Source organism: Halomonas sp. BL6 (assembly GCF_006228115.1).
Lineage (GTDB): Bacteria > Pseudomonadota > Gammaproteobacteria > Pseudomonadales > Halomonadaceae > Vreelandella > Vreelandella piezotolerans.
Genome location: NZ_VDGL01000010.1, coordinates 26540 through 52334, shown reverse-complemented (window position 1 = coordinate 52334; position 25795 = coordinate 26540). Strand labels below are relative to the sequence as shown.

The 25795-nt window shown below is 53.9% G+C and carries 25 protein-coding genes; 23 read left to right on the top strand and 2 right to left on the bottom strand.

Annotated elements, in window-relative coordinates; all coding sequences use genetic code 11:
* The first annotated feature begins 70 nt into the window (after positions 1 to 70).
* From coxB to FHJ80_RS17070, 4 genes are read left to right on the top strand one after another with little or no spacing between them, the layout of a single operon-like run.
* A complete protein-coding gene (gene coxB / locus FHJ80_RS17085; RefSeq protein WP_139528538.1) occupies positions 71 to 1186 on the top strand; it encodes a cytochrome c oxidase subunit II in 1116 nt (371 codons plus the stop codon).
* Positions 1187 to 1240: 54 nt separating this feature from the next.
* Entirely contained in the window at positions 1241 to 2890 is a 1650-nt protein-coding gene (gene ctaD / locus FHJ80_RS17080; RefSeq protein WP_218013995.1) for a cytochrome c oxidase subunit I, read from the top strand.
* A gap of 34 nt (positions 2891 to 2924) precedes the next feature.
* Positions 2925 to 3509, top strand: a complete 585-nt coding sequence (locus FHJ80_RS17075; RefSeq protein WP_139528537.1) for a cytochrome c oxidase assembly protein — start codon at positions 2925 to 2927, stop codon at positions 3507 to 3509.
* A complete protein-coding gene (locus tag FHJ80_RS17070) occupies positions 3506 to 4366 on the top strand; it encodes a cytochrome c oxidase subunit 3 (RefSeq protein WP_139528536.1) in 861 nt (286 codons plus the stop codon). Before FHJ80_RS17075 ends, FHJ80_RS17070 begins: the two co-directional genes overlap by 4 nt.
* A gap of 4 nt (positions 4367 to 4370) precedes the next feature.
* Here FHJ80_RS17070 and FHJ80_RS17065 read toward each other — a convergent pair whose 3' ends face one another.
* Positions 4371 to 4562, bottom strand: a complete 192-nt coding sequence (locus FHJ80_RS17065) for a DUF2909 family protein (RefSeq protein ID WP_139528549.1) — start codon at positions 4560 to 4562, stop codon at positions 4371 to 4373.
* Between FHJ80_RS17065 and FHJ80_RS17060 the strand changes: the two genes are divergently transcribed.
* The 11 genes from FHJ80_RS17060 to FHJ80_RS17005 all read left to right on the top strand — a co-directional run bounded on the left by FHJ80_RS17060 (position 4561) and on the right by FHJ80_RS17005 (position 15885).
* Positions 4561 to 5268, top strand: coding sequence for an SURF1 family protein (locus tag FHJ80_RS17060; RefSeq protein WP_139528535.1), 708 nt, complete (start codon positions 4561 to 4563; stop codon positions 5266 to 5268). The two genes, FHJ80_RS17065 and FHJ80_RS17060, sit on opposite strands and share 2 nt — an antisense overlap.
* Before the next feature lie 544 nt (positions 5269 to 5812).
* Positions 5813 to 6865: a heme A synthase gene (locus FHJ80_RS17050; protein ID WP_139528534.1), complete on the top strand. Its 1053-nt coding sequence runs from the start codon at positions 5813 to 5815 to the stop codon at positions 6863 to 6865.
* Positions 6866 to 6974: 109 nt separating this feature from the next.
* The gene (locus tag FHJ80_RS17045; protein ID WP_139528533.1) at positions 6975 to 7442 is read left to right on the top strand and encodes a DUF2489 domain-containing protein; all 468 of its coding nucleotides are present in this window, start codon (positions 6975 to 6977) and stop codon (positions 7440 to 7442) included.
* Positions 7443 to 7688: 246 nt separating this feature from the next.
* The gene (locus FHJ80_RS17040; RefSeq protein ID WP_139528532.1) at positions 7689 to 8558 is read left to right on the top strand and encodes an OmpA family protein; all 870 of its coding nucleotides are present in this window, start codon (positions 7689 to 7691) and stop codon (positions 8556 to 8558) included.
* A gap of 213 nt (positions 8559 to 8771) precedes the next feature.
* Complete coding sequence (thrS, locus tag FHJ80_RS17035; protein WP_139528531.1) at positions 8772 to 10694, top strand: threonine--tRNA ligase; 1923 nt, start codon at positions 8772 to 8774, stop codon at positions 10692 to 10694.
* Positions 10695 to 10706: 12 nt separating this feature from the next.
* Entirely contained in the window at positions 10707 to 11246 is a 540-nt protein-coding gene (infC, locus tag FHJ80_RS17030; RefSeq protein ID WP_139528530.1) for a translation initiation factor IF-3, read from the top strand.
* An 81-nt stretch (positions 11247 to 11327) separates the two neighbouring features.
* Positions 11328 to 11522 carry a 50S ribosomal protein L35 gene (gene rpmI / locus FHJ80_RS17025; RefSeq protein ID WP_009724291.1) on the top strand — a complete coding sequence of 65 codons (195 nt, stop codon included), beginning with the start codon at positions 11328 to 11330 and terminating at the stop codon, positions 11520 to 11522.
* Between the two features lie 57 nt (positions 11523 to 11579).
* On the top strand, positions 11580 to 11933 hold the full coding sequence (gene rplT, locus FHJ80_RS17020; protein ID WP_009097607.1) for a 50S ribosomal protein L20: 354 nt from the start codon (positions 11580 to 11582) through the stop codon (positions 11931 to 11933).
* 156 nt (positions 11934 to 12089) lie between these two features.
* Positions 12090 to 13109 carry a phenylalanine--tRNA ligase subunit alpha gene (gene pheS / locus FHJ80_RS17015; RefSeq protein WP_139528529.1) on the top strand — a complete coding sequence of 340 codons (1020 nt, stop codon included), beginning with the start codon at positions 12090 to 12092 and terminating at the stop codon, positions 13107 to 13109.
* A 27-nt stretch (positions 13110 to 13136) separates the two neighbouring features.
* Entirely contained in the window at positions 13137 to 15518 is a 2382-nt protein-coding gene (gene pheT, locus FHJ80_RS17010) for a phenylalanine--tRNA ligase subunit beta (RefSeq protein ID WP_139528528.1), read from the top strand.
* Positions 15519 to 15585: 67 nt separating this feature from the next.
* Entirely contained in the window at positions 15586 to 15885 is a 300-nt protein-coding gene (locus FHJ80_RS17005; protein ID WP_139528527.1) for an integration host factor subunit alpha, read from the top strand.
* A gap of 108 nt (positions 15886 to 15993) precedes the next feature.
* On the opposite strand, the gene FHJ80_RS17000 is transcribed toward FHJ80_RS17005, so the two are convergent.
* Positions 15994 to 16200: a DUF2788 domain-containing protein gene (locus tag FHJ80_RS17000; RefSeq protein WP_139528526.1), complete on the bottom strand. Its 207-nt coding sequence runs from the start codon at positions 16198 to 16200 to the stop codon at positions 15994 to 15996.
* 182 nt (positions 16201 to 16382) lie between these two features.
* On the opposite strand from FHJ80_RS17000, the gene FHJ80_RS16995 reads away from it, so the two are divergent.
* The 8 genes from FHJ80_RS16995 to FHJ80_RS16960 all read left to right on the top strand — a co-directional run bounded on the left by FHJ80_RS16995 (position 16383) and on the right by FHJ80_RS16960 (position 25776).
* Positions 16383 to 16844: a flavodoxin gene (locus tag FHJ80_RS16995; protein ID WP_139528525.1), complete on the top strand. Its 462-nt coding sequence runs from the start codon at positions 16383 to 16385 to the stop codon at positions 16842 to 16844.
* A gap of 2 nt (positions 16845 to 16846) precedes the next feature.
* A complete protein-coding gene (locus FHJ80_RS16990) occupies positions 16847 to 17218 on the top strand; it encodes a hypothetical protein (protein ID WP_139528524.1) in 372 nt (123 codons plus the stop codon).
* A 150-nt stretch (positions 17219 to 17368) separates the two neighbouring features.
* On the top strand, positions 17369 to 18718 hold the full coding sequence (gene tig, locus FHJ80_RS16985; protein WP_139528523.1) for a trigger factor: 1350 nt from the start codon (positions 17369 to 17371) through the stop codon (positions 18716 to 18718).
* Positions 18719 to 18783: 65 nt separating this feature from the next.
* Complete coding sequence (gene clpP / locus FHJ80_RS16980; protein WP_139528522.1) at positions 18784 to 19401, top strand: ATP-dependent Clp endopeptidase proteolytic subunit ClpP; 618 nt, start codon at positions 18784 to 18786, stop codon at positions 19399 to 19401.
* A 74-nt stretch (positions 19402 to 19475) separates the two neighbouring features.
* Positions 19476 to 20756 (top strand): ATP-dependent Clp protease ATP-binding subunit ClpX, encoded by a 1281-nt coding sequence (gene clpX, locus FHJ80_RS16975; RefSeq protein ID WP_139528521.1) that lies wholly within the window; start codon positions 19476 to 19478, stop codon positions 20754 to 20756.
* Positions 20757 to 20955: 199 nt separating this feature from the next.
* Positions 20956 to 23382 carry an endopeptidase La gene (lon, locus tag FHJ80_RS16970; protein ID WP_139528520.1) on the top strand — a complete coding sequence of 809 codons (2427 nt, stop codon included), beginning with the start codon at positions 20956 to 20958 and terminating at the stop codon, positions 23380 to 23382.
* A 192-nt stretch (positions 23383 to 23574) separates the two neighbouring features.
* A complete protein-coding gene (locus FHJ80_RS16965; RefSeq protein ID WP_009724302.1) occupies positions 23575 to 23847 on the top strand; it encodes an HU family DNA-binding protein in 273 nt (90 codons plus the stop codon).
* 111 nt (positions 23848 to 23958) lie between these two features.
* Positions 23959 to 25776, top strand: a complete 1818-nt coding sequence (locus FHJ80_RS16960; RefSeq protein ID WP_139528519.1) for a SurA N-terminal domain-containing protein — start codon at positions 23959 to 23961, stop codon at positions 25774 to 25776.
* Positions 25777 to 25795: the final 19 nt, after the last annotated feature.

The window sequence follows — 25795 nt, the reverse complement described above, 5'->3', positions numbered from 1 at the left end:
CTCACAAGACATCACTTCATCCTGACCTAATAAACGGGATGGCGAGAACAACAATAAAAAGGAGGCTGCTATGCACCTACCGTGGCGATGGCTTCTCACCATGACCAGTGTCGCAAGTATCTCCCAGGCCCAGGCCAGCAGCTGGAACATGCCGGTCGGTGTCACCGATATTAGCCGCGATATTTTTGGCCTTCACATGACCATTTTTTGGGTGTGTGTGGTGATTGGCGTGATCGTTTTCGGTGTGATGTTTTACTCCTTGTTTCGCTATCGCCATGCCAAGGGCGCCAAAGCGGCAAGTTTTCATGAACATACCTCCGTAGAAGTGCTATGGACGGCCATCCCGATTTTGATATTGGTGGGTATGGCAGTGCCAGCAACGGCGACACTGAAGAACATGTATGATGCTTCCGAAGCCGACCTGGATATCATGATTACGGGGCAGCAGTGGCGCTGGCGCTACGAATATTTAGGTGAAGATATTGCATTCACCTCCAACCTTAGTACCAGTCGCGAGCAAATCCGTGGAGAGGCCGAGCGAGACGAGCATTACCTGCTTGATGTAGACGAGCCTCTCGTGCTTCCTATCAATCGTAAAGTCCGCTTTTTGATGACATCCGATGATGTCATCCACTCCTGGTGGGTGCCGGCGCTGGCCGTCAAACAGGATACGATCCCAGGCTTTATCAACGAAAACTGGGTGCAGATCAACGAGCCTGGCATATACCGCGGCCAGTGTGCCGAGCTATGTGGGGTGAATCATGGCTTCATGCCCATCGTGGTTCATGCCATGGAGGAAGCGGAGTACGAGACGTGGCTCGAAGAGCGTAAAGCGGCAGCCGAGCAGGAAGCCATGGGTATCGATCGTGAATGGGCACTCGATGAGTTGATGGCACGTGGCGAAACCGTTTATCAATCGATATGTTCCTCTTGCCATCAAAGTGAAGGTCAAGGGGCGCCTCCTGCCTTCCCGGCGCTGGCGGGCAACGATCAGCTGATCGACGACCTGGACTGGCATTTAGACCGAGTCATTAACGGTGTGTCGGGGGCGGCCATGCCCGCTTTTCGAAGTACGCTCAATCCAGTAGAGATAGCCGCTGTCGTCACGTTCACGCGGAATGCTTGGGGAAATGATACGGGGGATGCTGTTCAGCCTGCGACAGTGGCCGAACGTATTGCGCAATAAGTGAAGCGTTAAACACCATCTTCCAATACAACGATAAAGTACGCGGAGAGACTCATGGCGCCGAAACTTCCTCCACACAACCCCCTGCAACACAGCTCAACGGCCGTCGCGGGTGGCCAGTCGCATGAAGGCCATGCGCATCATACTCCGCCGAAAGGCCTATTAAGGTGGTTGCTGACTACCAATCATAAAGAGATTGGGTCGCTTTATCTGATTTTCTCGCTGACGATGTTTTTCGTGGGTGGCATTTTTGCGCTGGTGGTGAGAGCCGAGCTGTTTCAACCGGGATTGCAGCTGGTCGAGCCTGAGTTTTTCAATCAAATGACCACCATGCACGGTTTGATCATGGTGTTTGCAGCCGTGATGCCCGCTTTTACCGGATTGGCCAACTGGATGATACCGCTACAAATTGGCGCGCCCGACATGGCGCTTCCACGGCTCAATAACTTCAGCTTTTGGCTCTTGCCCGTTGCCTTTGCGCTGCTGCTTTCCACGTTATTGATGCCAGGCGGTGGCCCTAATTTCGGTTGGACGTTTTATGCTCCCTTATCGACGACTTATGCGCCTGCGTCCACGACGTTTTTTATTCTAGCGCTGCATATCGCGGGGATTAGTTCGATTTTAGGTGCGATCAACATCATCGCGACGATTCTCAATATGCGAGCCCCTGGCATGCGCATGATGGACATGCCGCTGTTCGTTTGGACATGGCTGATAACCGCTTTTCTGCTAATTGCGGTGATGCCGGTGTTGGCAGGGGTCATTACCATGATGTTGATGGACATCAATTTCGGTACCAGTTTCTTCGATGCCGCGGGCGGAGGAGACCCCGTACTATTTCAACATTTGTTCTGGTTCTTCGGACACCCCGAAGTCTACATCATGATATTACCAGCGTTTGGTATCGTGTCGGCCATCATTCCAACGTTTGCGCGTAAACCACTGTTTGGGTATGCCTCGATGGTGTACGCCACCGCAGCCATCGCCCTGCTATCTTTTTTAGTATGGGCGCATCATATGTTCATCGTAGGTCTACCGCTGACCGCTGAGCTGTTTTTCATGTACTCCACGATGCTCATTGCCGTGCCTACTGGGGTCAAGGTGTTTAACTGGGTGACCACGTTGTTTCGTGGCTCGATCAGTTTTGAACCACCTATGCTGTTTGCGCTGGCATTCGTCGTCCTGTTTACCATTGGCGGTTTTTCAGGACTGATGCTGGCCATTGCGCCAGCGGATTTTCAGTACCACGACACCTATTTTGTGGTTGCCCATTTTCATTACGTCCTCGTGCCTGGCGCTATTTTTGCCATCATGGCAGGCGTTTATTACTGGTTGCCAAAATGGACGGGCCACTATCCCAATGAGCGGTTGGCGCAATGCCATTTCTGGTGCTCCATCATTGGCGTCAACCTGACGTTTTTCCCCATGCACTTTGCCGGTTTGGCCGGTATGCCCAGGCGTATTCCCGATTACGCCTTGCAGTTTGCCGATTTCAACTTGCTATCGAGCATCGGAGCGTTTTTCTTTGGGGCCTCTCAGCTGCTGTTCGTCTTGGTTATCGTGCTTTGCGTTCGAGGAGGGCAAAAAGCACCCGCGAAAGCTTGGGAGGGCGCGGTGGATCTAGAATGGAGCGTGCCAAGTCCTGCTCCGCTGCATACATTTGAAACGCCACCTGTCTTTCACCGTGCTCAAACCCACGAATAAGCGGTGAGCGCTGCATTAGATCGAGGGGATTAACATGGGCATAGATCGAGCTCAAAGAGATGGTGTGAATAAGACGGTCATTCGCAGCGTTGCCGCCCTGCTTGGGATGTTCGCTTTTGCCTTTGCGTTAGTGCCCCTTTACGACGTGTTCTGCAAAGTGACGGGATTGAATGGCAAGGTCGATACGACTGCTCAGGCCATTGTTCATGAGGAGGTCGATCAGACGCGTTTCGTCATGGTTCAATTCATTACCCGCGGCAGTGCAGGCTTACCCTGGCAAATGAGTGTCGCAGCGCGGCAAATGCGCGTTCATCCCGGGCAAACGGCAGAGGTAGATTTTACTTTCACCAACAACAGTGCCATAGAAAGCTGGGGGCGGGCGGTGCCTAGTGTGTCTCCCTCCAGTGCCACGACGCATTTACGCAAGGTCAGCTGTTTCTGTTTTCAAGAGCAGCAGTTGCAGGGAGAGGAGCGACTCACGATTCCTCTGGTATTTCAGTTAGCGAGAGACTTACCCGAAGAGATCAATACGATCACGTTGGTATACACCCTTTATCCGGTACAGCGGACGCCGCTGCAAACGGCCTATAATAATCACTTGGCGGGGGATAACACATGAGCAGCGGCAGCTACTACGTTCCTGCTACCAGTCGGTGGCCCATTTTAGGTTCATTGGCCCTGGGTGCCTTGATGTTAGGGATCGGCATCCAATTGGTATACGACACGGGAGCGCCTCTGCTTGTCATTGGGTTAGTAGGGGTCGTCAGCGTCATGGGGCTATGGTTTCGGGATGTGATCCATGAGTCGATGGGCGGTCTCTACGATGCGCAAATGGACCGGTCATTTCGATGGGGCATGGGCTGGTTCATCTTCTCAGAAGTCATGTTTTTCGCCGCCTTTTTTGGCGCTTTGTTCTATATCAGAACGTTCACGTTGCCCTGGCTAGGAGGAGAAGGCGCCAAGGGTGTTTCGGCCTTGCTCTGGCCTGATTTCGTACCCCAATGGCCACTTCTCAACCCACCTGATACCTCCGTGTCAGGGCCTACCAGTGTGCTTAGTCCCTGGCAGCTTCCTCTAGTCAATACGCTGATACTCGTTACGTCTAGTATCACGCTGACCGTTGCGCATGAGGCGCTCAAGCTGGGTGAGCGACAAACGTGTCGTAATTGGTTAGCAGGGACAGTATTGCTAGGTCTCTGCTTCATCGTCATTCAAGGGGTCGAGTATTACGAGGCCTACCATCACTATGGGATTACCCTGGAGGCGGGGATTTTTGGCGCTACTTTCTTCATTTTGACCGGGTTTCATGGCCTTCACGTAATCATTGGTACGCTCATCTTGGCCAGCATGCTAATTAGGATCATCAAAGGGCATTTTGCTAATGACCACCACTTTGGCTTCGAAGCATCCTGCTGGTATTGGCACTTCGTCGATGTGGTGTGGGTTGGCCTCTTCATCTTTGTCTATGTGTTTTAGTGCGTTACCCAAGCTCGCCAGATAAAAAGCCAATAAGTAGCAGCGCGATGAGTAGGCAGGTGAGAGCGATACGCCATTTTAACGATATGAGTAGACGCCTTGAGGTGCTGTCATCTCGTAGCAAAAAGCCTGCTCCTGCGGCAAGACTGGCGACGATTCCAATAAACACGACGGCAATGAGTAGTTTTAAAAACATGATCAAGCCCTCTCGTTATCCAGTGAGATTCTATGCCTGGTATTTGTTTTGGTCTGTCGTGGTGACGCTTGGCATTCTGTTGGGACTATGGCAGTGGGAGCGGGCCGATGACAAGCGCGATTTACTGGCCAGCAGGGCCGCGGCTCCGTCAATGATCGAGCCCGTCGATACACCATCAGACGGGGCGCAAGTATATCTTCGAGGCAGGTATCTGCCGCAACACACGCTCTATCTGGATAATCGTATGGCCTCTGGACGCTTAGGCGTGGCGGTGCTGACGCCGCTGAGAGACATGAATGGTCAACTGTGGTTGGTTCAACGCGGTTTTTTGGAGACGGGGTTTAGTAGAGACGCGCCTCATGTGTCGACTCCCGAAGGCGTCATCGACGTGTCGGGCGAGTGGCAGAAAGCGCAAGCACAAGGCCCCCTTTATGGGGCTAACCAGGAGGGCGTACGCCTTCAGCAGCTAAGTCTCGCGCCTTGGGAAGGGGCTTTGGGCGAATTCAGCCATCATGGCTGGCTGCATGCAGAGCAAGGGGACGGTGTGTTAACGCCATGGTGGGAGGCAAGCGTTATGCCAGCAAGCCGTCATGTTGGCTATGCTGTTCAGTGGTGGGCCTTGGCATTGACGGCTTTCGTCATCATGCTGTTTGGCGGACATCGCCTAGCGGCTGATCGTCGCGAGCATTATGAAAGAGGACGTTAATATGCAGTCTCACCGTCCAGTACGTTATCCCAGAATCAAGCTGCTATGTTTGTTCGTGATCTTTGCTGCGCCGATCGTCACTGCCTGGGGGATGTTAACGTGGCAAGTCGGTATTCCGCAGGCGCATACGGCTCATGGACAAGTCATCCTAGATGTTCCCCCATTGCGACAGTGGCCGCTGGCGGTGAGTGCCCCCTCTTCAGAACGGTGGACCCTGGTATTTGACTGCAGTAGCCAATGCGAAGAAAAGCAGGACGCACTTTGGCGCCTACACCGTGCCTTAGGGCGTGAGGCGCCGCGACTGCAGCGGTTGAGGATTGGTGGGGAGACCACTGCACTGCCAGGCGAGGTGGTGACAAAATGGCAACATTCTCCTTCTTGGGGGGGTGAAAACCGCATGTGGTTGTTCGATCCGATGGGCAGGCCAGCGCTCTCTTTTAGTGACGAAACGGCTACGGCCGACATCCTGGATGACATACGTCACCTGTTTAAAGTCAATCCAATATAGCCTTTGCTCGGCTAGTTTTAGCCGTAAGGAAGCTCGATGCATAGCTACTCACAGCGCCTTGACTGGCTTGTAAGGTTGACGTTAGCAGGTACGTTACTGACTACCTGTGTGATATTGGTAGGTGCGTGGACCCGTTTGGTCGACGCAGGATTAGGCTGCCCTGACTGGCCTGGTTGTTATGGCAAACTCATTGTTCCCGATAGTGATCATGCGGCGCTTCGACATCCTGATGCTCCTTTAGAGCCCTTCAAAGCCTGGGTAGAGATGGCTCACCGCTATGTAGCCAGTTTATTGGGCTTGATTGTGCTCACCATCGTGGCAATGGGGTGGTCACTGCGCAAACGTCCAGAATATCCATGGCGACTTAGCTTGGCGTTACTGATCGTTATTCTCGTTCAGGGCGCGTTTGGTGCGTTTACCGTTACTCTTAAGTTGTGGCCACAGGTTGTCACGCTGCATTTGCTCGGAGGATTGAGTGTTTTGATGCTGTTTTTCTGGCTGCATCTTCGGTTGCGCAGGGCGTGGCGCAACAAAGGTGGTGCAGCCAGGGCTGGCAATCTTCTCTGGTACGTAGCGGGAGCCGCGCTGGTGCTTCAGCTGGCGCTGGGAGGCTGGGTCACTAGTAACTATGCGGGTATTGCTTGCCAAGGGTTTCCGACCTGCAACACGCAGTGGTGGCCAGCCATGGACCTCAGTGAAGGGTTTCATCTAACGCAAACGGTGGGGCCTAGTTACTTGCACGGGCAGCTCCATGCCGATGCGCGCACGGCGATCCATATGGTTCATCGATTGGGCGCTCTTTTATTAGGAGGGCTATTGTTACTGCTTTGGTGGCGTTATCGGGGCCTACAGCCGGTGAGTAATGCCTTGGTGGGTGTGCTCATCGCTTATGGCCTCCAGGTAGGGCTGGGGATTGCGAATGTCTTGTTGTGGCTGCCTTTATGGCTGGCCTTACTACACACCGCTGGCGCCGTAGGACTTGCCTTGAGCCTTGGGTGGGCTTGGTGGTGTTGGCGATATCGTACCGGTGTTCAAGTGGTGGCGTCTTCTTTGTCCCAGGCGGACAAGCTGCATTCACGTTTTAGCTAACCGCGACACTGCCCTTACGACGGCGTGCAAACGACGAATTGGGTTGGTCTACTGATGCTAATTGGGTGTACAATTCTCGTTAAGCTATTTTATACGTTTCAGGGGCTTTATGAGTTCAACGGTTGCACTTTTACTGTTCGTTGTCGCTTTGCTAATCATCGCCGGGTTGGTCGTCTACGCCCATAAATTGCGAAGCGAAGTGAAGCGCCGTGAAGCGTTTAGACTGGAAGAAGAGCGGCGTGCTCAGCAAAACAGCCTAGAAAATCTGGACTACGTGGTGAGCGCTCTCGTCCAAGAGCAAGTCGACATCACCGAGGGTTCCTGGCGCTGTAAAGTGCTGCTTGAAATCGTCGATCCAAGTCTTTCTGAACGACCTGAGTTTCAGGCGTTCGCCGAGGTTTATAACCGTACGCGTCATCTCAAGACGCACTCTGCGCGCAAACAGTTGACCCCACGGGAAAGAATGCAAGAGGACAAGGAAAGGCTAGCTGTGGAAGATGAGATGCGCCCTGCGGTGCTCGCAGCCGCCGCAGAGGTAATTAAATGGCGCGCTAAAGGCCCTTCCGCTCTTCATTAAAAATTTTTAATGCCATCGATGTGAGCTTTGCTATGCTGGTAAGGTCGGTATTGGCAAGAAGTTGATATCTCGGCATTGTTGCCTTCTAACGCTGAAACGTTAATGATAGGCACCACGTTCAGTTTCACGGGCAGGGGAACCCCGTCCTGGATCAGAACAGCGAAAAATGGATGCTCTCGCCATAAGAAGCATTGGATAGATTTGGTCTCTAGACCATGTCAGCATTGGATCAAGAAGGAGTCTTGCATGAAAAAATCAACGACTGGCTTGCTAATCGGTTCTGCTTTAGTCGTCGGCCTGTCAGGTTGCGCTAGCTCAGCCTCTCAGTCTTCTGGCCAAGCAGGCGCCAACAGCGGCCAAAGCTGGTACCAGCACCCCGCGGTTTGTGGTTTGGCGGGCAGCATCATCGGCGGTAGCATTGGCTATGCCACCAGCAGCAGCTCAGATGAAGACGCGGGTGCCGCAACCGGTGCAGCGGCTGGCGCAGCTATCGGTGGTCTGCTGTGTGCAGATCGTACACCTGAGCCGGTAGCACCTCAGTGCCCGAGCTACGGCGAAGTGCCTGCGGGTGTTGCCGTTGATGCCGAAGGCTGCCCGCTGGATTCCGACGGTGACGGCGTGCCTGATTACCGCGACCAGTGCCCGGGCACCCCGGCTGGTGTAGCAGTCAATGCCAACGGCTGCCCGCTGGATTCTGATAACGACGGCGTGCCGGACTATCGCGACCAGTGCCCGGATACTCCGGCGGGTGTAGAAGTCAACGCGCTGGGTTGCCCGGATAGCGTGGTACTTCGCGAAGTTAACTTTGAGTTTGATTCCGCTCAGTTGACTGCAAATGCACAGAACGTCCTGAACGGCGTAGCTGAGCGTCTGGTCAACAACCCAGACGTTCGTGTGAGCATCGAAGGCCACACCGACTCTCGTGGTTCTGACCAGTACAACAAGGACCTGTCTCAGCGTCGTGCTGAGTCCGTTGCAACCTATCTGAACCAGCGCGGCGTAGAAGCTAACCGTATGCGTGCTGTGGGCTACGGTGAAGAGCGTCCTGTGGCAACCAACGATACCGAAGAGGGTCGTTTCCAGAACCGCCGTGTAGAACTGGACGAGTGGAACTAATCCACATGACAGTATCGTGAAAAGGCTGCCTCGACCTGAGCGTCGATGACACCCTTTGACACAGAACGGGAGGCGTATGCCTCCCGTTTTATTTTACGGCGTCACAAAGTCTGATAGGCTTGGCGGCCCTAAAAGCCCCATGAAGACCCTAACCCATTGATAGCGAAATGTGATCCCTGGTATGGATCACCACTGCGCTCAAGGAATACCTGAATGCCCATAGTGACACTGCCTGACGGCAGCCAAAGAACGTTCGAAGCGCCCCTCTCTATCATGCAACTGGCAGAGTCCATTGGCCCTGGTTTGGCCAAGGCCTGTGTGGCGGGCAAAATAGATGGTGTGCTGGTAGATGCTGCCGATATCATCGAGCAGGATGCCGATGTTTCTATCATTACTGCCCGGGATGAAGAAGGTCTAGAGATTATCCGCCACTCCTGTGCTCACTTGATTGGGCACGCGGTTAAGCAGCTTTATCCCGATGCCAAAATGGCCATTGGTCCGGTCATTGATGATGGCTTTTACTACGACGTCGATTTTGGTAAATCGATAACGCCTGATGATATGGACGCTATCGAGAAGCGGATGCAGGCGCTGATCGACCATGAATATGACGTTATTCGTGAGTACGTCGATCGCGATCAAGCGATGACTACGTTCGAAAAACGTAATGAGACTTACAAGCAGGAGATCATTCGCGACATCCCTGAAGGCGCGGCGATTCGGCTGTACCATCATGAAGAGTACACGGACATGTGTCGTGGACCGCACGTGCCCAACACGCGTCATTTGAAGGCCTTCAAATTAACCAAGTTGGCCGGTGCGTACTGGCGCGGTGACTCCTCCAACCCCATGCTGACGCGTATCTATGGGACTGCGTGGGGGGATAAAAAACAGTTAAAGGCGTACCTTAAACGCCTGGAAGAGGCCGAAAAACGCGATCACCGCAAGCTGGCGCGGCGGCTCGATCTTTTCCACATGCAGGAAGAGGCGCCTGGGATGGTGTTCTGGCATCCCAAGGGCTGGGCGCTTTGGCAGCAGGTCGAGCAGTACATGCGCGGCGTTTACAAAGAGGGTGGCTATCAAGAGATTCGCTGTCCGCAAGTGATGGATGTGTCGCTGTGGAAAAAGTCAGGCCACTGGGACAACTATGCCGATGGGATGTTCTTTACCGAGTCGGAAAAGCGCGAATACGCGCTCAAGCCGATGAACTGCCCGGGGCACGTGCAGGTATTCAACTCAGGACTGCGTAGCTACCGTGAGCTACCAGTTCGCTTTGGTGAGTTTGGTGGCTGCCATCGTAACGAGCCTTCAGGCGCCTTGCACGGCATCATGCGCGTACGTGCTTTTACTCAAGACGACGGCCATGTCTTCTGTACCGAAGAGCAGGTCGAGCCGGAAGTAACGAGCTTTCATCGCCAAGCACTAAAGGTGTATCAAGACTTCGGTTTTGAAGATATCGCAATCAAAATCGCGCTGCGTCCGGAAAAGCGTATTGGTAGTGACGAAGTGTGGGATCGCGCTGAAGACGCCCTTCGCGGTGCGCTAAAAGCCTGCGGCGTTGATTGGCAGGAACTTCCCGGCGAAGGCGCGTTCTATGGCCCGAAGATCGAGTATCACATGAAGGATTGCTTGGGTCGCGAATGGCAGGTCGGCACCATGCAGGTGGACTTTATGATGCCCGAGCGCCTTGGCGCACAATATGTAACCGAAGAGGGCGAGCGCAAGGCGCCGGTCATGCTTCACCGGGCGATCGTCGGCTCCATGGAGCGCTTCATCGGCATCCTGATTGAACATTATGCAGGTGCTATGCCATTATGGTTGGCACCAGAGCAAGTGGTCATCATGAATATTACCGATTCACAGCGCGAATATGCGCTGAAATTGGAGAAACGCTTGCAAAAAAGCGGTCTTCGCGTCAAAGCAGACTTGAGGAACGAGAAGATCGGCTTTAAAATCCGTGAGCATACGTTACAGAAAATTCCCTATCTCCTTGTGGTCGGAGATAAGGAAGTCGAAGCTGACTCAGTGGCCGTGCGAACTCGCAGCGGCGAAAACCTCGGAACTTTGACCGTCGATGACTTCATCGAACGTATCAATGCCGAGCGAGCAGCCCTGGCGACATCGTCAATTGCCTAAGGAGACAGAGCAATCAAGCGAAGCAACCAGCGCGGGCGTCCACAAGATAAACGCCCACCAATGAACGAGCGAATTACCGAAGAAGAAGTACGTTTAATCGATGCCGAAGGCGAGCAGTTGGGCGTTGTGCCCACCACTGAGGCTCTTGAACGTGCGGAAGCTGCCGGTTTAGATCTCGTGCAAATTTCGAATGCCGATCCGATCGTTTGCAAGATCATGGATTATGGCAAATTCGTTTTTGAGACCAAAAAGCAAAAAGCGGCTCAAAAGAAGAAGCAAAAGCAAATCCAGGTCAAGGAAGTCAAATTCCGTCCTGGCACCGACGAAGGCGATTATCAGGTGAAGCTCAAAAACCTGACCCGTTTCTTGGAAGGTGGTGACAAGGGTAAGGTCACATTGCGCTTCCGCGGTCGTGAAATGGCGCACCAAGACATCGGTCGTAAGCTGATGGAACGGATTGCGTCAGACCTGGAAGAGATCGGAGCGGTGGAGTCTTTCCCGAAAATGGAAGGCCGCCAAATGATCATGATCCTTGCCCCGAAAAAGAAGTGATCCAACGGCGAAGTCAACGGGCTAGCGCTTAGGCGCTAGTCGGCCCTGGGTTTTCTAAAAAATATCGAGCGGAGTTTTCTCATGCCGAAAATCAAAAGCAACAGCGGCGCTGCCAAGCGCTTCAAAAAGACTGCGAATGGCTTCAAACACAAACAGTCTTTCCGTAGCCACATCTTGACCAAGAAGTCGACCAAGCGTAAGCGTCAGCTGCGTGGCATGAAGCAGATTCATGCTTCCGACAAAGCGTTGATTCAGCGCATGCTGCCGAACCTGTAAGGTCGAGTTTTCTTATCTGAGTGCCTCTAGCCTCAGTCATAAAGTCAGGAGTGTGTTATGACCCGTGTTAAGCGTGGCGTAGTTGCCCGTCGTCGCCATAAAAAAGTTCTGAAGCAGGCCAAAGGTTACTATGGTGCACGTTCGCGTGTTTTCCGTGTAGCCAAACAGGCTGTTATCAAAGCCGGCCAGTATGCGTACCGTGACCGCCGCAACCGCAAGCGCCAATTCCGCGCGCTGTGGATTCAGCGTATCAACGCTGGTGCGCGCATCAACGGCATGTCTTACAGCCGCTTTGTTGGCGGTCTGAAGAAAGCCGGTATTGAAATCGACCGTAAAGTATTGGCCGACCTGGCAGTACACGAAAAAGCAGCTTTTGCTGCTATCGTGGAAAAAGCCAAGGCTGCCCAATAAGGCTATTTGCACTGGTTTAATGCCCGTGTGAAATGCCCAAGGTCATTTCAGTGTGACCCATGCAGGGGAAGAGCAGCCGCTCTTCCCCTGTTTTTTGTCACCTTCAACATGCCAGCCATCCTCGGGGATGGGACCGCTTAATTCGGAGTAAATTGGATGGATCACCTTCCTACTCTGGTGTCAGAGGCCCGCGATGCTATTCAAGCTGCGCAGAGCGTCTCAGCGCTAGATGAGTTGCGCGTACGTTACTTAGGTAAAAAAGGCGAAGTCACCGCCTTGCTAAAAGGCTTGGGCAAGCTGTCACCAGAAGAGCGCCCTGCGGCTGGCGAGCAAATCAACCAGGCCAAGCAAGCGTTGTCGAGTGATATTGACGCTAAGCGTGAGCAGCTGGAGAGCGAGGCACTCAATGCTCGCCTAGCGGCTGAGCGCATCGACGTCACGTTGCCTGGGAGAGGGCAGGAGAGTGGTGGACTGCACCCAGTAACGCGTACGTTGGAGCGTATCGAGGGGTTATTCACTCGCATTGGTTTTGATGTGGCCGTGGGGCCAGAGATCGAAGACGACTACCACAATTTCGAAGCGCTCAATATTCCGGCTCACCACCCGGCTAGGGGGATGGCGGATACCTTCTATTTCGACGCGACGCGTTTGCTACGCACCCACACGTCTCCCGTACAGGTTCGTACGATGAAGAGCAGTGAGCCGCCTATTCGCATCGTGTGTCCAGGTCGCGTGTATCGTAGCGATTCGGATTTGACGCATACGCCCATGTTTCACCAAGTCGAAGGGCTGTTGGTAGATGAGGGCATCAGTTTCGCTGACTTGAAAGGAACGATCGAAGACTTCTTGCAAGCATTCTTCGAGCGCGACGACCTTTCGGTTCGTTTCCGGCCCTCATACTTTCCATTCACTGAGCCCTCTGCCGAGGTGGATATTCAGTGCGTGATGTGTAGTGGTAACGGTTGTCGCGTTTGCTCTCATAGTGGCTGGTTAGAGGTGATGGGGTGCGGCATGGTGCATCCGGAGGTGTTTAGACACTCTGGTATCGACGCCGAGCGCTATACGGGCTTTGCCTTTGGGATGGGTGCCGAGCGTTTGGCCATGCTGCGCTATGGCGTCAATGATTTGCGCTTGTTTTTCGAAAACGATCTGCGCTTCCTTCGTCAATTCACCTAAAGACTGCTGCCAGCGACGGGAATCAACATGAAATTTTCAGAACAGTGGTTGCGTGATTGGGTAACTCCGCAGCTGGATACACAGGCCATCGCCGACCAGATCACCATGGCGGGCCTTGAAGTGGATGCCGTTGAGCCAGTGGCCGCTTCATTTAGCGGCGTTGTCGTGGCGGAAGTACTCACCAAAGAGAAGCACCCCGACGCCGATAAGCTCAATGTTTGTACGGTGAATGATGGGTCGGCAGCACCGGTGCAGGTCGTTTGTGGAGCGCCGAATGTCGATGTAGGTCAGAAAATTCCCTTCGCTCAGGTAGGAGGCGTGCTGCCGGGAGACTTCAAGATCAAAAAAGCCAAACTGCGAGGCGTTGAGTCTCGTGGCATGATCTGTTCGGCGTCCGAGCTAGGGCTTGAGGAGGAGACTTCTCCGGGTATCCTGGTATTGCCAGCGTCGGCGCCGGTAGGCACAAGCTTTCGTGACTACATGCAGCTCGATGATATGACGATCGAGGTGGATTTGACGCCAAATCGGGGCGACTGCCTGAGTATCAAAGGGCTAGCCAGGGAAGTGGGAGTGCTCAACCGCTTGCCGGTGAGCGGCCCAAGCATTGCGGCTGTGGCGCCAACGATCGATACAACGTTTCCTGTGAAGGTCGAGGCTCCTGAACAGTGTCCGCGCTATGTAGGGCGTGTGATCGAAGGCGTGGCTACGAATGCAGAAACGCCGCTATGGATGGTAGAGCGGCTGCGTCGCAGCGGTGTACGCTCCATCGACCCTGTGGTGGATATCACCAACTACGTCATGCTGGAGCTTGGCCAACCGTTGCACGCATTCGATCGCGATCATTTGCAGGGCAGTATTACCGTGCGTTTGGCCACAGACGCAGAGCGCTTGACGCTGTTGGATGGCCAAGAAGTCACCCTACGCCCAGAAACGCTCGTCATTGCCGATGAGCGCGGCCCTCTGGCCATGGCTGGCATCATGGGGGGCGAAAACTCTGGGGCCAGCGAAAATACCCAGGCCATTTTTCTAGAGTCGGCGTTCTTCGCGCCACTTGCGATTGCAGGGCAGGCGCGCTCTTACGGCCTGCATACCGATGCATCGCACCGTTTTGAGCGTGGCGTCGACCCTGAGCTTCCTCTCGTAGCGGTCGAGCGTGCTTCACAGCTTCTGTTGGAGATTTGTGGCGGTCAGGCAGGCCCGGTGGTGGAAACCGTTAGCGAAGAGCACTTGCCCGCGCCGCGCGCCATTACGCTGCGTGAAGCCCGTCTAGAAAGCGCGCTTTCCAAGCGGCTATCGGCGGACGATGTTACCGATATACTCCAGCGTCTTGGTCTTGATGTCGATAAGCATGCGGAGGGTTGGTCGGTGGTCGCGCCTAGCTGGCGGTTTGACGTTGCCATCGAGGAAGACCTCATCGAGGAAGTGGCGCGTATTCATGGCTACAACAATCTACCGGTGCGACGTCCAGCTGCTCGATTGGCACTGCGTTCTGCGAATGAATCGACATTGACACCATCGCAACTGCGTCACCAAATGGTTGCGCGTGGTTTTCAAGAAGCTGTCACTTACAGTTTCGTTGCTCCTGATCTACAGGCAGCGCTGTTACCGGACGCAGTGTCGCCAGTATTGGCCAATCCGATCTCGTCAGACCTCTCTGTGATGCGCGCCAGCCTATTTCCTGGGCTAGTCAGAGCACTGGAGCACAACCTGAATCGCCAGCAGACGCGAGTGCGCATTTTTGAGACGGGGTTGGTGTTCAATGGCTCTCTGGACCACCTAACCCAAGTCCCGATGATGGGGGCGCTGGTATGTGGTGGGCGAGAAGCTGAAGGCTGGGATGGTGCTAAAGCGCAGGTAGACTTCTACGATTTGAAGGGGGATCTGGAGAGTCTTTTAGCCATGGGGGGTGGCCTAGCAGCCTGGCGCTTCGAGCCTGGAGCGCATCCTTCGCTGCATCCCGGTCAAACGGCGCAGCTCTTCCATGAAGGGAAACCTGCTGGCTGGATTGGTACGCTTCATCCCCAGGTCCGTGCAACGTTAGGGCTCAAAGTGGATGCCGTGCTGTTCGAGGTCCGATTGGATGCGTTGAGCCAAGGTTCGATTCCCGCCTTCGAGCCGCTTTCGCGTTATCCGGAAGTTCGTCGCGATTTGGCCTTCTTGATCAAGGCAGAGACACCGGTACAAGCGTTGCTGGATTGTGCAAAGGCCAAGGCTGGTGATTACCTCAAAGACATAAAGCTATTTGATGTCTATGCTGGTAAAGGCGTGGCCGAGGGATATAAGAGCATTGCATTGGGCTTGACCTGGCAGCACGCTTCACGCACGCTAAATGATGAGGAAATCAATCAGTTGGTCGACTCGATCATTACAAACGTGCGAGCCGAATTAGATGCCGAACTTCGCGGCTAACTAAGCTATGCCATGACACGACGCTTATCACGTTCTTGGCAATGCGTATGCTACATGGAGGAGCCCTATGGGTGCGTTGACCAAAGCAGAGCTGGCTGAGCATTTACATACAGAGCTTGCGCTGTCAAAGCGAGAAGCAAAAGCGATGGTAGAGGCGTTCTTTGAAGAAATCCGCGCCTGTTTGCGCGAAAACGAACAGGTAAAACTGTCGGGCTTTGGCAACTTTGACCTACGTGATAAGCGTGAGCGGCCTGGGCGTAACCCGAAAACCGGTGAGGAAATTCCCATTTCCGCTCGGCGCGTGGTGACGTTTCGCCCAGGCCAGAAGCTCAAGCAGCAAGTGGAGCGCTATTCGAGCAGCCAATAGTTTCTTTTTTGCTGTTCGCTTACTCAAAAGGAGTGCCTAGGCACTCCTTTTAGTGTTTGGAGCTCGCTCTTTGATGCGAGCTCTACGGGCGACTAGCTTGGTAAGTGGCTAAATGCCTCGTCCTTCGATGAGCCAAGTGATGACGACTTTAATGACGTAACCGAGCATCCCCGCGCCCAGTACGATAAACAGCATGATCGTGCCAAATTTGCCTGCGTTCGACTTTTTGGCCAGGTCCCAAATGATAAAGCACATGAAAATGATCAGGCCGCCAATCATTATGGGCGTGATCCATGTCTCGAAGGCCTGCTGCATAAGCGCTCCTATTGGACGATTGATTGAGCCCATCGTGGGCGTGCGTCGTTTTTGCTGATCGTGTTAATATTTGAGCAAATTCATCAGGTATTTGTCGACTGACTTTACGAGCCAAGCGCTGATGAGCGAACGTTGAAAGCGCAAGGGCACTCAGTACGACATCTTCGTCGAGGAGTAGAGCAATGCCGACGTTAACCATTGTAGTGGGCACCATGTATGGTGGTGCATTGGATGTGGCTGAACAGGTGAAGCCGCTATTCGAACAGGCAGGTTATACGGTCGAAATTTCAGAGCAGCCAACGGTGGAAGATGTTACCCAGGGTAGTGACTTAAGCTTGTTTTGCGTTTCGACCACAGGAAGCGGTGATTTTCCCGGTAATTTCGTACCCTTTGTACGCAGCTTGAAAGATCAAAGCCCCTCGCTAACAAAGTTACGTTACGGTCTCATCGCATTAGGCGATAGCTCTTACGGTGATACGTTTTGTGGCGCGGGAAGAGCGCTGGATGAGCTGCTACAGGATCTCGGCGCTCGCCGCCTAGGAGAGCGCCTTGAAATTGATGCCATGGAAACCTTTATGGCAGATGATGCGGCGATGCCTTGGGTAGAAGAATGGATCGACGATCAACAGCTGAAGGTCGCCTGAACATGCAGCTATCCGCCTATTCCTCGGAGCGTGTCAGTGTGGCGATTGGCCTATGTGTGGTGATGCTGGCAGCGCTACCGCGTTATATGGCGGGTGGCCACGAGACGCGCCAAACGCTGCTGGTGATGGCCTTGGTCCTAGTGGCTGGAGCAGCTATTTTTCAGTGGAAGATGCTGTCTCAAAGCGCAAGGCAAACGCTTCCGGGTCTCATCAAGCGCTTGATCGTGATGATAGTGGCAGGCGCTATAGTGATGGGCGCTTGGCACGCCATATTTACCGACTGGATCAGTTGGCAGGTATTTATCTCGCATGCGGCAACGTGCGGACTTTTACTGCACGCCGTATCGTTATGGTGGACAGCACGGGAAATGTGAGTTTTTGTCCTGCTAACCCCTTGTAATCGATGGTCACGCCCCCATCTTGCGAGCATGGCGCTTGCCACCATGCGTCAGGGTTCTTAAAATTGATCCCCTTGAATACATTTTACGCAATCAACACAACGCCTATCCGCTAGAGGACAATTCATGCAAGTTTCCGTCGAGACGACCTCCCAGATCGAACGCCGTATCACTATTCAAGTGCCGGCAGCAGACATCGACGAGGCCGTCAGCGCTCGCTTGAAAGACACCGCGAAAAACGTTCGCTTGAACGGTTTCCGCCAAGGCCGAGTGCCCATGGCCGTCGTGCGTCAGCGCTATGGCGACAGCGTGCGCAATGAAGTGGTGGGCGAAGTGATGCGTGAGCGCTACGTACGCGCCATCACTGAAGAAGGTCTCAATCCCGCTGGTTTTCCGCAGATTGAACCGAAGGTAAACCAAGCGGGTAAAGATCTTGAGTTCGTTGCCACCATGGAGGTCTACCCGCAGGTCGAGCTGGCGTCTATCGAAGGCACGGACGTAGAGCGTCCGGTGGTTTCTGTCAGCGAGGCCGATGTCGATGAAATGATCGATACGCTTCGCAAGCAAAATGCTGAGTGGGAAGAGGTCGATACGGCCGCAGAGGATGGCGACCAGGTTACCATCGACTTTCAAGGCTTCTTGGGTGACGAGCCGTTCGAGGGTGGCAGCGCTGAAGGCCATGCCTTGGTCATCGGTTCCAACAGCTTTATTCCGGGCTTCGAAGAGCAACTGATTGGTACGAAAGCGGGCGAAGAGAAAACTATTTCTGTTACGTTCCCGGCAGATTACCAAGCCGAGCACCTTGCTGGTCAAGACGCGACTTTCAAAGTCACCGTTCACAAAGTGAGTACTCAAAAGCTGCCGGAAGTGGATACGGCGTTCATTGAGCGCTTTGGTGTCGAAGGTGGTGATGAAGCCAAATTTCGGGCTGAAATCAAGAAAAACATGACGCGTGAGGCTTCTCAGGCGGTCGATAACCGTGTCAAGCAACAGGTGCTGGATGCCCTCAAGAAGGCAAACGACATTCCCGTTCCCAGCGCGCTAGTTCAGCAAGAAACTGACGGTATGAAGCGTCAGGCCGCTCAGCAGTTCGGTTTGGGTGAGGATTTTGATGTTAGCCAACTGCCGAACGAGTTGTTCGAAGAGCAGGCTAAAGGACGTGTTCAAGTCGGTCTGCTGTTGGCCGAAGTGATCAAAGCTCACGAGTTGGATGCTGACGACGCTGAAATCAAAGCCAAAGTCGAAGAGCTGGCAGAGCAGTACCAAGATCCCACCGAAGTGGTGGAGTACTACATGGGTAACGAGCAGCTGAAAACCCAAGTGAAATCTGCCATTCTTGAAGAGAAGGCGGTCGATAAACTGCTTGAGCAAACGAACGTCAAAGACGTGGAAATGTCTTACCAGCAAGCGCTGGCTGCTGCTCAGCAACAGGCTGAGCAAGATGAGAATGAAGAGGGCGAACAGGCAAGCGCCTGATCATATCGCGTGGCGCACCCTGCTTGGGTGCGCTTTTCCCTTACCGGACGCAAGGAATCACCCGAATGAGTGAGTTTGATATTCAAAACGCCGGCGGTCTAGTGCCCATGGTGGTTGAGCAGAGCGCCAAAGGGGAAAGAGCCTACGATATCTATTCGCGTCTGCTGAAAGAGCGCGTGATTTTCCTGGTGGGCCCTGTAGAAGACTACATGGCCAACCTTGTCGTGGCGCAACTACTGTTTCTTGAGTCTGAAAATCCCGACAAAGACATTCACTTATATATAAACTCGCCCGGCGGCTCTGTGACGGCAGGGATGTCCATCTATGACACCATGCAGTTCATCAAGCCGGACGTTTCCACCGTGTGTATCGGTCAAGCCGCCAGCATGGGCGCGCTACTGCTTACCGCAGGTGCTGCAGGCAAGCGTTACTGCTTACCGAACTCACGTGTGATGATTCATCAGCCGCTGGGCGGTTACCAGGGGCAAGCATCGGATATCGAGATTCACACCCGTGAAATTCTTGGTATCCGGGAGAAGTTGAATCAAATCTTGGCCCACCATACTGGCCAAGACATTGATAAAGTGGCCCAAGATACCGACCGTGACAATTTCATGAGCGCCAATAAAGCCAAAGAGTATGGCTTGATTGACGCAGTGCTGGATAAGCGGCCTACATCCTGATAGCGTGATAGGATTCTGCTTTTCTAACGAGCTTTTAAGGCGGCGTCAGCCGCCGCAGTGACAGAGGTACGCGAATGGCCGACGGCAAAGGCAAGGACGAAGGTGGCAAACTGCTCTACTGCTCGTTTTGTGGCAAAAATCAAAACGAAGTACGTAAGCTGATTGCTGGCCCGTCCGTGTATATCTGCGATGAGTGTGTCGACTTGTGTAATGACATCATTCGCGAAGAAGTTCTCGAAGCCGATGCCGAGAGCGATGAGGAGCGTCTACCTACGCCCCGCGAAATACGTCATACGCTGGACGACTACGTCATCGGACAAGACCGCGCCAAAATGGTGCTGTCCGTAGCGGTGTATAACCACTACAAGCGTCTGAAGTCAGAAGTGCGTGAAGGCGATGTGGAGCTAGGTAAATCCAACATCCTCCTGATTGGTCCGACGGGAAGCGGTAAGACGCTGCTGGCCGAGACCATGGCGCGGCTACTGAATGTACCTTTTACCATTGCTGATGCAACGACGCTGACCGAAGCAGGGTATGTGGGTGAAGATGTCGAAAACATCATCCAGAAACTACTGCAAAAGTGCGACTACGATGTCGAGAAGGCCGAGCGCGGTATTGTTTATATCGATGAAATCGATAAGATTTCGCGTAAATCGGACAACCCTTCGATTACCCGTGATGTCTCGGGCGAAGGGGTGCAGCAGGCGCTGTTGAAACTGATCGAGGGCACTACAGCGTCCGTACCTCCTCAAGGCGGTCGCAAGCATCCCCAGCAGGAGTTCGTGCAGGTAAACACGGCCAATATCCTGTTTATCGTGGGCGGTGCGTTTGCCGGACTAGACAAGGTGATTCGTGATCGCGCTGAAAAAGGTGGCATTGGTTTCAATGCCAGCGTGAAAAGCAAAGAGTCTTCTCGTGGTGTAGGGGAGCTTCTTGCAGATGTCGAGCCTGAAGATCTCGTCAAGTTCGGTTTGATACCTGAGTTCGTCGGCCGTTTGCCAGTGATCGCCACATTGACAGAACTCACCGAAGAGGCCTTGGTGCAAATCTTGACCGAGCCGAAGAATTCGTTGATCAAACAGTATGGCAAACTCTTCGAAATGGAAGACGTCACTCTGGAGTTCAGAGACGATGCCCTGAGAGCCGTGGCGGCAAAAGCCATGGAGAGAAAAACCGGCGCACGTGGACTTCGCTCCATTTTAGAGTCGGTTCTGCTCGATACGATGTATGAAATTCCATCCTTGGAAGGGGTGAGCAAAGTCGTCATCGATGGTTCCGTCATCGCTGGCGAAAGTGAACCGCTGTTGATTTACTCGCAGCAGCAAGAGACTCGTGTCGATGGTACCGACGGTTAATCATAAGGTGCCCGCCACGGCCTAGCTCTCCACCGCTTGTGCCAAACCAAGGGGTCGCCTAGGCGGCCCCTTGCTGTTAATACGCGACTTGAAATGGCTGACCAGCACGCAGTGAGCGTGTCCTGCCATGCCCTTTCCACTGTGTGGTACTTGACTAAGTACCCATCAAGTACTCATCCGAATTTGAGGAACGTCTGCGATGCAGCAGAACGCCGAACAGACACAATGTCTACCCCTGTTGCCGTTGCGGGATGTCGTCGTCTACCCGCAAATGGTTATTCCGCTTTTTGTTGGTCGTGAGAAATCCATACAGGCGCTGGAAGCCGCGATGGAAGCCGACAAGCGTGTACTGCTGGTGGCTCAACGCGAGGCCTCACAAGACGACCCTGATAACGCGGACCTCTATGCGATGGGGACCGTTGCTGACATCATGCAACTGCTCAAGCTGCCCGATGGTACCGTCAAGGTATTGATCGAAGGCAGTTTCCGGGCGGATGTCATCGATATCGAGGAAAGCGAAGCGGGCTACACTCAGGCGTATTTGACGCCACGGGAAAGTGAACCACTCACTAACCGTGAGCAAGAGGCGCTCGTACGGGTACTGCTCAATCAGTTCGAGCAGTACGTGAAGCTTTCCAAGAAAGTGCCTAACGAGGTGCTGAATTCGCTGTCCGGCATCGAAGACCCGAGTCGGCTGGTCGACACCATTTGTGCGCATTTGTCACTGAAAATTGGCGACAAGCAAGAGTTGCTCGAAATGGATCGCGTCCGGGATCGTATCGAGCACTTGATGGCGTTGATCGAGTCAGAAATCGATCTGCTTCAGGTCGAGAAGCGCATTCGCTCGCGTGTCAAAGAGCAGATGGAGAAGACTCAGCGAGAGTACTATCTCAACGAGCAGATGAAAGCCATCCAAAAAGAGATGGGTGAGCTGGATAACGTGCCCAATGAGGCAGAGAAGTACGAGCAAGCGATCAAAGCGTCCGGTATGCCCAAAGAGGCATCAGAAAAGGCAACGCAAGAGCTCAACAAGCTCAAAATGATGGCTTCCAACTCTGCCGAAGCAACCGTGGTGCGATCATATCTGGACTGGCTTATTGCCGTGCCTTGGAAAAAGCGCACCCGGGTAAAACACGATCTAGTCAAAGCGCAAGAAGTGCTGGATGCGGATCACTACGGGTTGGAAGAGGTCAAGGCACGCATTCTTGAATATCTTGCCGTACAAAAACGCGTGCGCAAGTTGAAAGGCCCAGTGCTTTGTTTGGTTGGTCCGCCCGGGGTGGGTAAAACGTCGCTTGGTCAATCCATTGCTCGCGCGACTAACCGTAAGTATGTACGTCTTGCCTTGGGTGGCGTCCGTGATGAGTCGGAGATTCGCGGTCATCGTCGCACCTACATTGGATCGCTGCCTGGTAAGCTGATGCAACGTATGAGTCGAGCCGGTGTTAAAAACCCGCTTTTCCTCCTGGATGAGGTGGACAAGCTGGGCATGGATCATCGGGGCGATCCTGCATCGGCACTGCTAGAAGTGCTGGACCCAGAGCAGAACGGTAGCTTTAGCGACCATTACCTCGAGCTGGATTATGACCTTTCCGAGACGCTGTTCATTTGTACGGCGAACTCGATGAACATTCCCGGACCGCTGTTGGATCGTATGGAGATCATTCGTCTTCCGGGCTACACCGAAGATGAAAAACTTGCTATCGCCAAGCGCTATTTGTTGCCTAAGCAGCTTGAAGCGAACGGTCTGGAAACCCATGAGCTGGCACTGGGTGACGATGCTCTGCTGGAGCTCGTGCGCTACTACACACGCGAAGCCGGGGTGCGTGAACTCGAGCGCCAGATCGCGAAAGTGTGTCGTAAGGTACTGCGTGAGCGTCTAGAAGCAGAGCGTAAATCAACAGATAAAGCGGGCAGCAAGCTGCAGGCGCAGCAAATACTGACGGCCGAGCAGATCGAAACCTATGCCGGTGTGCGCCGCTACAGCTATGGATTGGCGGAACAGGAGGATCAGGTCGGTCGTGTCACGGGCTTGGCCTGGACCTCGGTGGGTGGCGAGCTGCTCAATATCGAATCGGTGGTTACGCCAGGTAAAGGGCGCATCCATAAAACCGGCTCTTTAGGGGATGTCATGAAAGAGTCGGTGAGCGCTGCCCAAACGGTGGTCAAGGCGCGAGCCGAGCGTTACGGGATCGATCCTCAGCGTTTCGAGAACGAAGACCTGCATATCCACGTGCCCGAGGGTGCCACGCCTAAAGACGGCCCTAGCGCGGGTATTGCCATGGTGACAGCCATTGTCTCCGCGTATACGCAGCGCCCGGTGCGTTGTGAGGTCGCTATGACGGGTGAGGTCAATCTGCGCGGCGAAGTACTGCCGATTGGGGGGCTAAAGGAGAAATTGCTGGCGGCTCGGCGGGGTGGTATAAAGACCGTCCTAATTCCTGAGGAAAATCGTCGAGATCTCAAGGAAGTACCGGAAAATATCAAAGATGCACTTGATATTCGTCCCGTACGGTGGATAGATGACGTGCTGGCGGTCGCGTTGACGGGTAACGTTGCCGAAGGTGCCACGTTGAAAGGCGCAGACACGTCGTTCAATACGAATGCTGCTGCAAGTACCCATTAAGCGTTAAAGCAACGCCTGCTTTAATTTTACTTAATAAATTTGCCCAATGCCTTGAGCGGCGGGCATTTCACGGCCAGGTCGCTTGACAGGTGTTTCAAGGCATTGCTATAAAACGCAGCTATGCTTTGAGGTTGATGCACTCGGTGACCGTACCGTTCAGAGCCATTTTTTGAAACAGTTAAGGGGTGAAGTGTGAATAAGTCCGAGCTGATTGAAGCTATTGCCGCATCTGCAGATATTCCAAAAGCAGCGGCAACCCGCGCATTGGATGCCATGGTGGAGTCTGTCACCGATAGCCTCAAAAAAGGCGAGAGTGTTTCTCTGGTCGGTTTTGGTACATTTGCGATCAAAGAGCGTGCTGCGCGTACTGGCCGTAACCCGCAGACGGGTCAGCCCATCGAAATCAGCGCCGCCAAAGTACCTAGCTTTAAAGCCGGTAAAGCGCTGAAAGACGCCGTCAACTAATTGGGTCGCGTTGGCTGTAAATTAATGGGCGCATCGCATCCGCGATGCGCCCATGTTCTTTTCTGGCCCGCTATTTCGGGCAATAGATGGCTTTGATGATCTGAGGCTAGCATGCTGCAAAGTATACGAGATGGCTCCAGAAGCTGGGGTGCCAAGATAATTATCGGTCTCATGGTGGCAGCCATGGCACTGTTTGGCGTGGAGTCGCTGTTTAGCGTGTTCGGCAGCGATCCCAACGAGGTCGCCAGCGTCAATGGTGAGCCCATTATGCGTCAAGAAGTCGAGCTGAACGTTCAACGTGCGTTGCGTTCTGGACAGGTGCCGCCAGAGCAAGAGCGCGCCTTGCGCAACGATATGCTCGATCAGCTGATTACCCAATCCTTACTGACCCAGTACGCGGAAGAGGGCGGTTTTTACGTCTCCGATGCTCAATTGGATCAAATGATCGTTAGCTTGCCCGAGTTCCATGATCAAGATGGACGATTCTCAGCAGACATTTTCCGTAACCGTCTCGCCGGTGCAGGTTACACGCCTCTCTCGTTTCGTGAAGAGCTACGAGTAGACATCAAGCGACAGCATTTACAGCAAGGGCTTGCCTTTAGCGATTTCACCCTGGCTAGTGAAGAAGAGCGTTTGGCTGACTTACAGCGGCAGCAGCGAGATTTTCGTTACGTCATGCTGAGCGCCGAAGACGCCAATATCGACGTCAACGTTACCAACGAGCAGATGCAGGCTTACTACGATGCCAATCAGTCGCGTTTCGAGCGTCCTGAGCAGGTGCGCGTAGAGTATGTGTTGATCGATCGCCAAGCTATGGCGGAGGACGTCGATGTCGACGAACAGGCGCTTCGCGACGCGTGGCGAGCGCAGAGCCAAAGCGCTGATCGTCGCGTATCGCACATTATGATCACTTTCGGTGACGAGCGTAGCCGTGAAGAAGCTCAGGCGCGGGCTAGCGAAGCGCTTGCGTCCCTCAACGAAGGCGAAAGCTTTGCTGATACGGCCGCGCGCTATTCCGATGACACGGCTAGTGCCGAAGATGGCGGTGATCTAGGTGTCATCAGTCGCGGCTTTTTTGGTGATGCTTTTGACGAGGCGGCGTTTTCCCTGGGTGTGGGCGAAACCTCTCAGCTGGTAGACATGGACGGTGCTTTCCACATTCTCCGCGTGACCGAGCTGGCAGGCCCCACCTTCGAAGAGCAGCGTGATGCACTGGCTCAAGACGTGGCACTTCGGGAAGTGAATGACGCGTTCAACGAACGGGTTCAGCGCTTGATCGATGAGAGTTTTGCCGCGGATGACCTTCAAAGCGTCGCCGATGATCTCGGCCTGACACTCGAGCAAACGCAGTGGATTGCCCGTGATGAAGGGGAAGGCGTACTTTCCGAGCCTGGCGTGCTAGATGAAGCCTTCAGTGCAGACGTGCTGGAAGAGGGCTATAACAGCGAAGTCATCGAACTCGATAACGACCGTCGTTTGGTGCTACGGGTGGCCGAGCATCGTGACGCGACGGTTCTGCCTTTGGAAGACGTGCGCGATGAGGTCGAACAGGCCGTCGCAGCTCAGCAGCGTCTAGAGGCCCTTCAGGCTCAGGCGGGAGAGTTGATTGCTTCCTTGCGGAACGGTGAAAATGTCGAGCTGGAGTGGCTGGAAGCCAATGACGTGTCGCGTCAGTCGGATAGCGCACTGCCTCAATCGCTTGTGGGCGAAGTGTTCCGTATGCCGCGTCCCAGCGAGGGCGAAAGCGTTTATCGTGCGGTGACTATGCCGCAAGGTGTGGCTGTCGTTGCGCTAGATCGCGTTTTTGTAGGCGAAGTGGACGAGCAGATGACCGCGTTCGTTGCGCAAATGGCCGAGCAGCTTCGTGCCCAGTCGGTTATCCAGGGGTTGATCGACGATCTACGTAACGATGCGGAGATCGAGCGCTAAGTCCTTGAAATATCCCATT

Bases quoted from the DNA above. Each gene is read 5' to 3' on its own strand.
- coxB (WP_139528538.1), top strand. From the start codon at position 71: ATGCACCTACCGTGGCGATGGCTTCTCACCATGACCAGTGTCGCAAGT.
- ctaD (WP_218013995.1), top strand. From the start codon at position 1,241: ATGGCGCCGAAACTTCCTCCACACAACCCCCTGCAACACAGCTCAACG.
- FHJ80_RS17075 (WP_139528537.1), top strand. From the start codon at position 2,925: ATGGGCATAGATCGAGCTCAAAGAGATGGTGTGAATAAGACGGTCATT.
- FHJ80_RS17070 (WP_139528536.1), top strand. From the start codon at position 3,506: ATGAGCAGCGGCAGCTACTACGTTCCTGCTACCAGTCGGTGGCCCATT.
- FHJ80_RS17060 (WP_139528535.1), top strand. From the start codon at position 4,561: ATGATCAAGCCCTCTCGTTATCCAGTGAGATTCTATGCCTGGTATTTG.
- FHJ80_RS17065 (WP_139528549.1), bottom strand. From the start codon at position 4,562: ATGTTTTTAAAACTACTCATTGCCGTCGTGTTTATTGGAATCGTCGCC.
- FHJ80_RS17050 (WP_139528534.1), top strand. From the start codon at position 5,813: ATGCATAGCTACTCACAGCGCCTTGACTGGCTTGTAAGGTTGACGTTA.
- FHJ80_RS17045 (WP_139528533.1), top strand. From the start codon at position 6,975: ATGAGTTCAACGGTTGCACTTTTACTGTTCGTTGTCGCTTTGCTAATC.
- FHJ80_RS17040 (WP_139528532.1), top strand. From the start codon at position 7,689: ATGAAAAAATCAACGACTGGCTTGCTAATCGGTTCTGCTTTAGTCGTC.
- thrS (WP_139528531.1), top strand. From the start codon at position 8,772: ATGCCCATAGTGACACTGCCTGACGGCAGCCAAAGAACGTTCGAAGCG.
- rpmI (WP_009724291.1), top strand. From the start codon at position 11,328: ATGCCGAAAATCAAAAGCAACAGCGGCGCTGCCAAGCGCTTCAAAAAG.
- rplT (WP_009097607.1), top strand. From the start codon at position 11,580: ATGACCCGTGTTAAGCGTGGCGTAGTTGCCCGTCGTCGCCATAAAAAA.
- pheS (WP_139528529.1), top strand. From the start codon at position 12,090: ATGGATCACCTTCCTACTCTGGTGTCAGAGGCCCGCGATGCTATTCAA.
- pheT (WP_139528528.1), top strand. From the start codon at position 13,137: ATGAAATTTTCAGAACAGTGGTTGCGTGATTGGGTAACTCCGCAGCTG.
- FHJ80_RS17005 (WP_139528527.1), top strand. From the start codon at position 15,586: ATGGGTGCGTTGACCAAAGCAGAGCTGGCTGAGCATTTACATACAGAG.
- FHJ80_RS17000 (WP_139528526.1), bottom strand. From the start codon at position 16,200: ATGCAGCAGGCCTTCGAGACATGGATCACGCCCATAATGATTGGCGGC.
- FHJ80_RS16995 (WP_139528525.1), top strand. From the start codon at position 16,383: ATGCCGACGTTAACCATTGTAGTGGGCACCATGTATGGTGGTGCATTG.
- FHJ80_RS16990 (WP_139528524.1), top strand. From the start codon at position 16,847: ATGCAGCTATCCGCCTATTCCTCGGAGCGTGTCAGTGTGGCGATTGGC.
- tig (WP_139528523.1), top strand. From the start codon at position 17,369: ATGCAAGTTTCCGTCGAGACGACCTCCCAGATCGAACGCCGTATCACT.
- clpP (WP_139528522.1), top strand. From the start codon at position 18,784: ATGAGTGAGTTTGATATTCAAAACGCCGGCGGTCTAGTGCCCATGGTG.
- clpX (WP_139528521.1), top strand. From the start codon at position 19,476: ATGGCCGACGGCAAAGGCAAGGACGAAGGTGGCAAACTGCTCTACTGC.
- lon (WP_139528520.1), top strand. From the start codon at position 20,956: ATGCAGCAGAACGCCGAACAGACACAATGTCTACCCCTGTTGCCGTTG.
- FHJ80_RS16960 (WP_139528519.1), top strand. From the start codon at position 23,959: ATGCTGCAAAGTATACGAGATGGCTCCAGAAGCTGGGGTGCCAAGATA.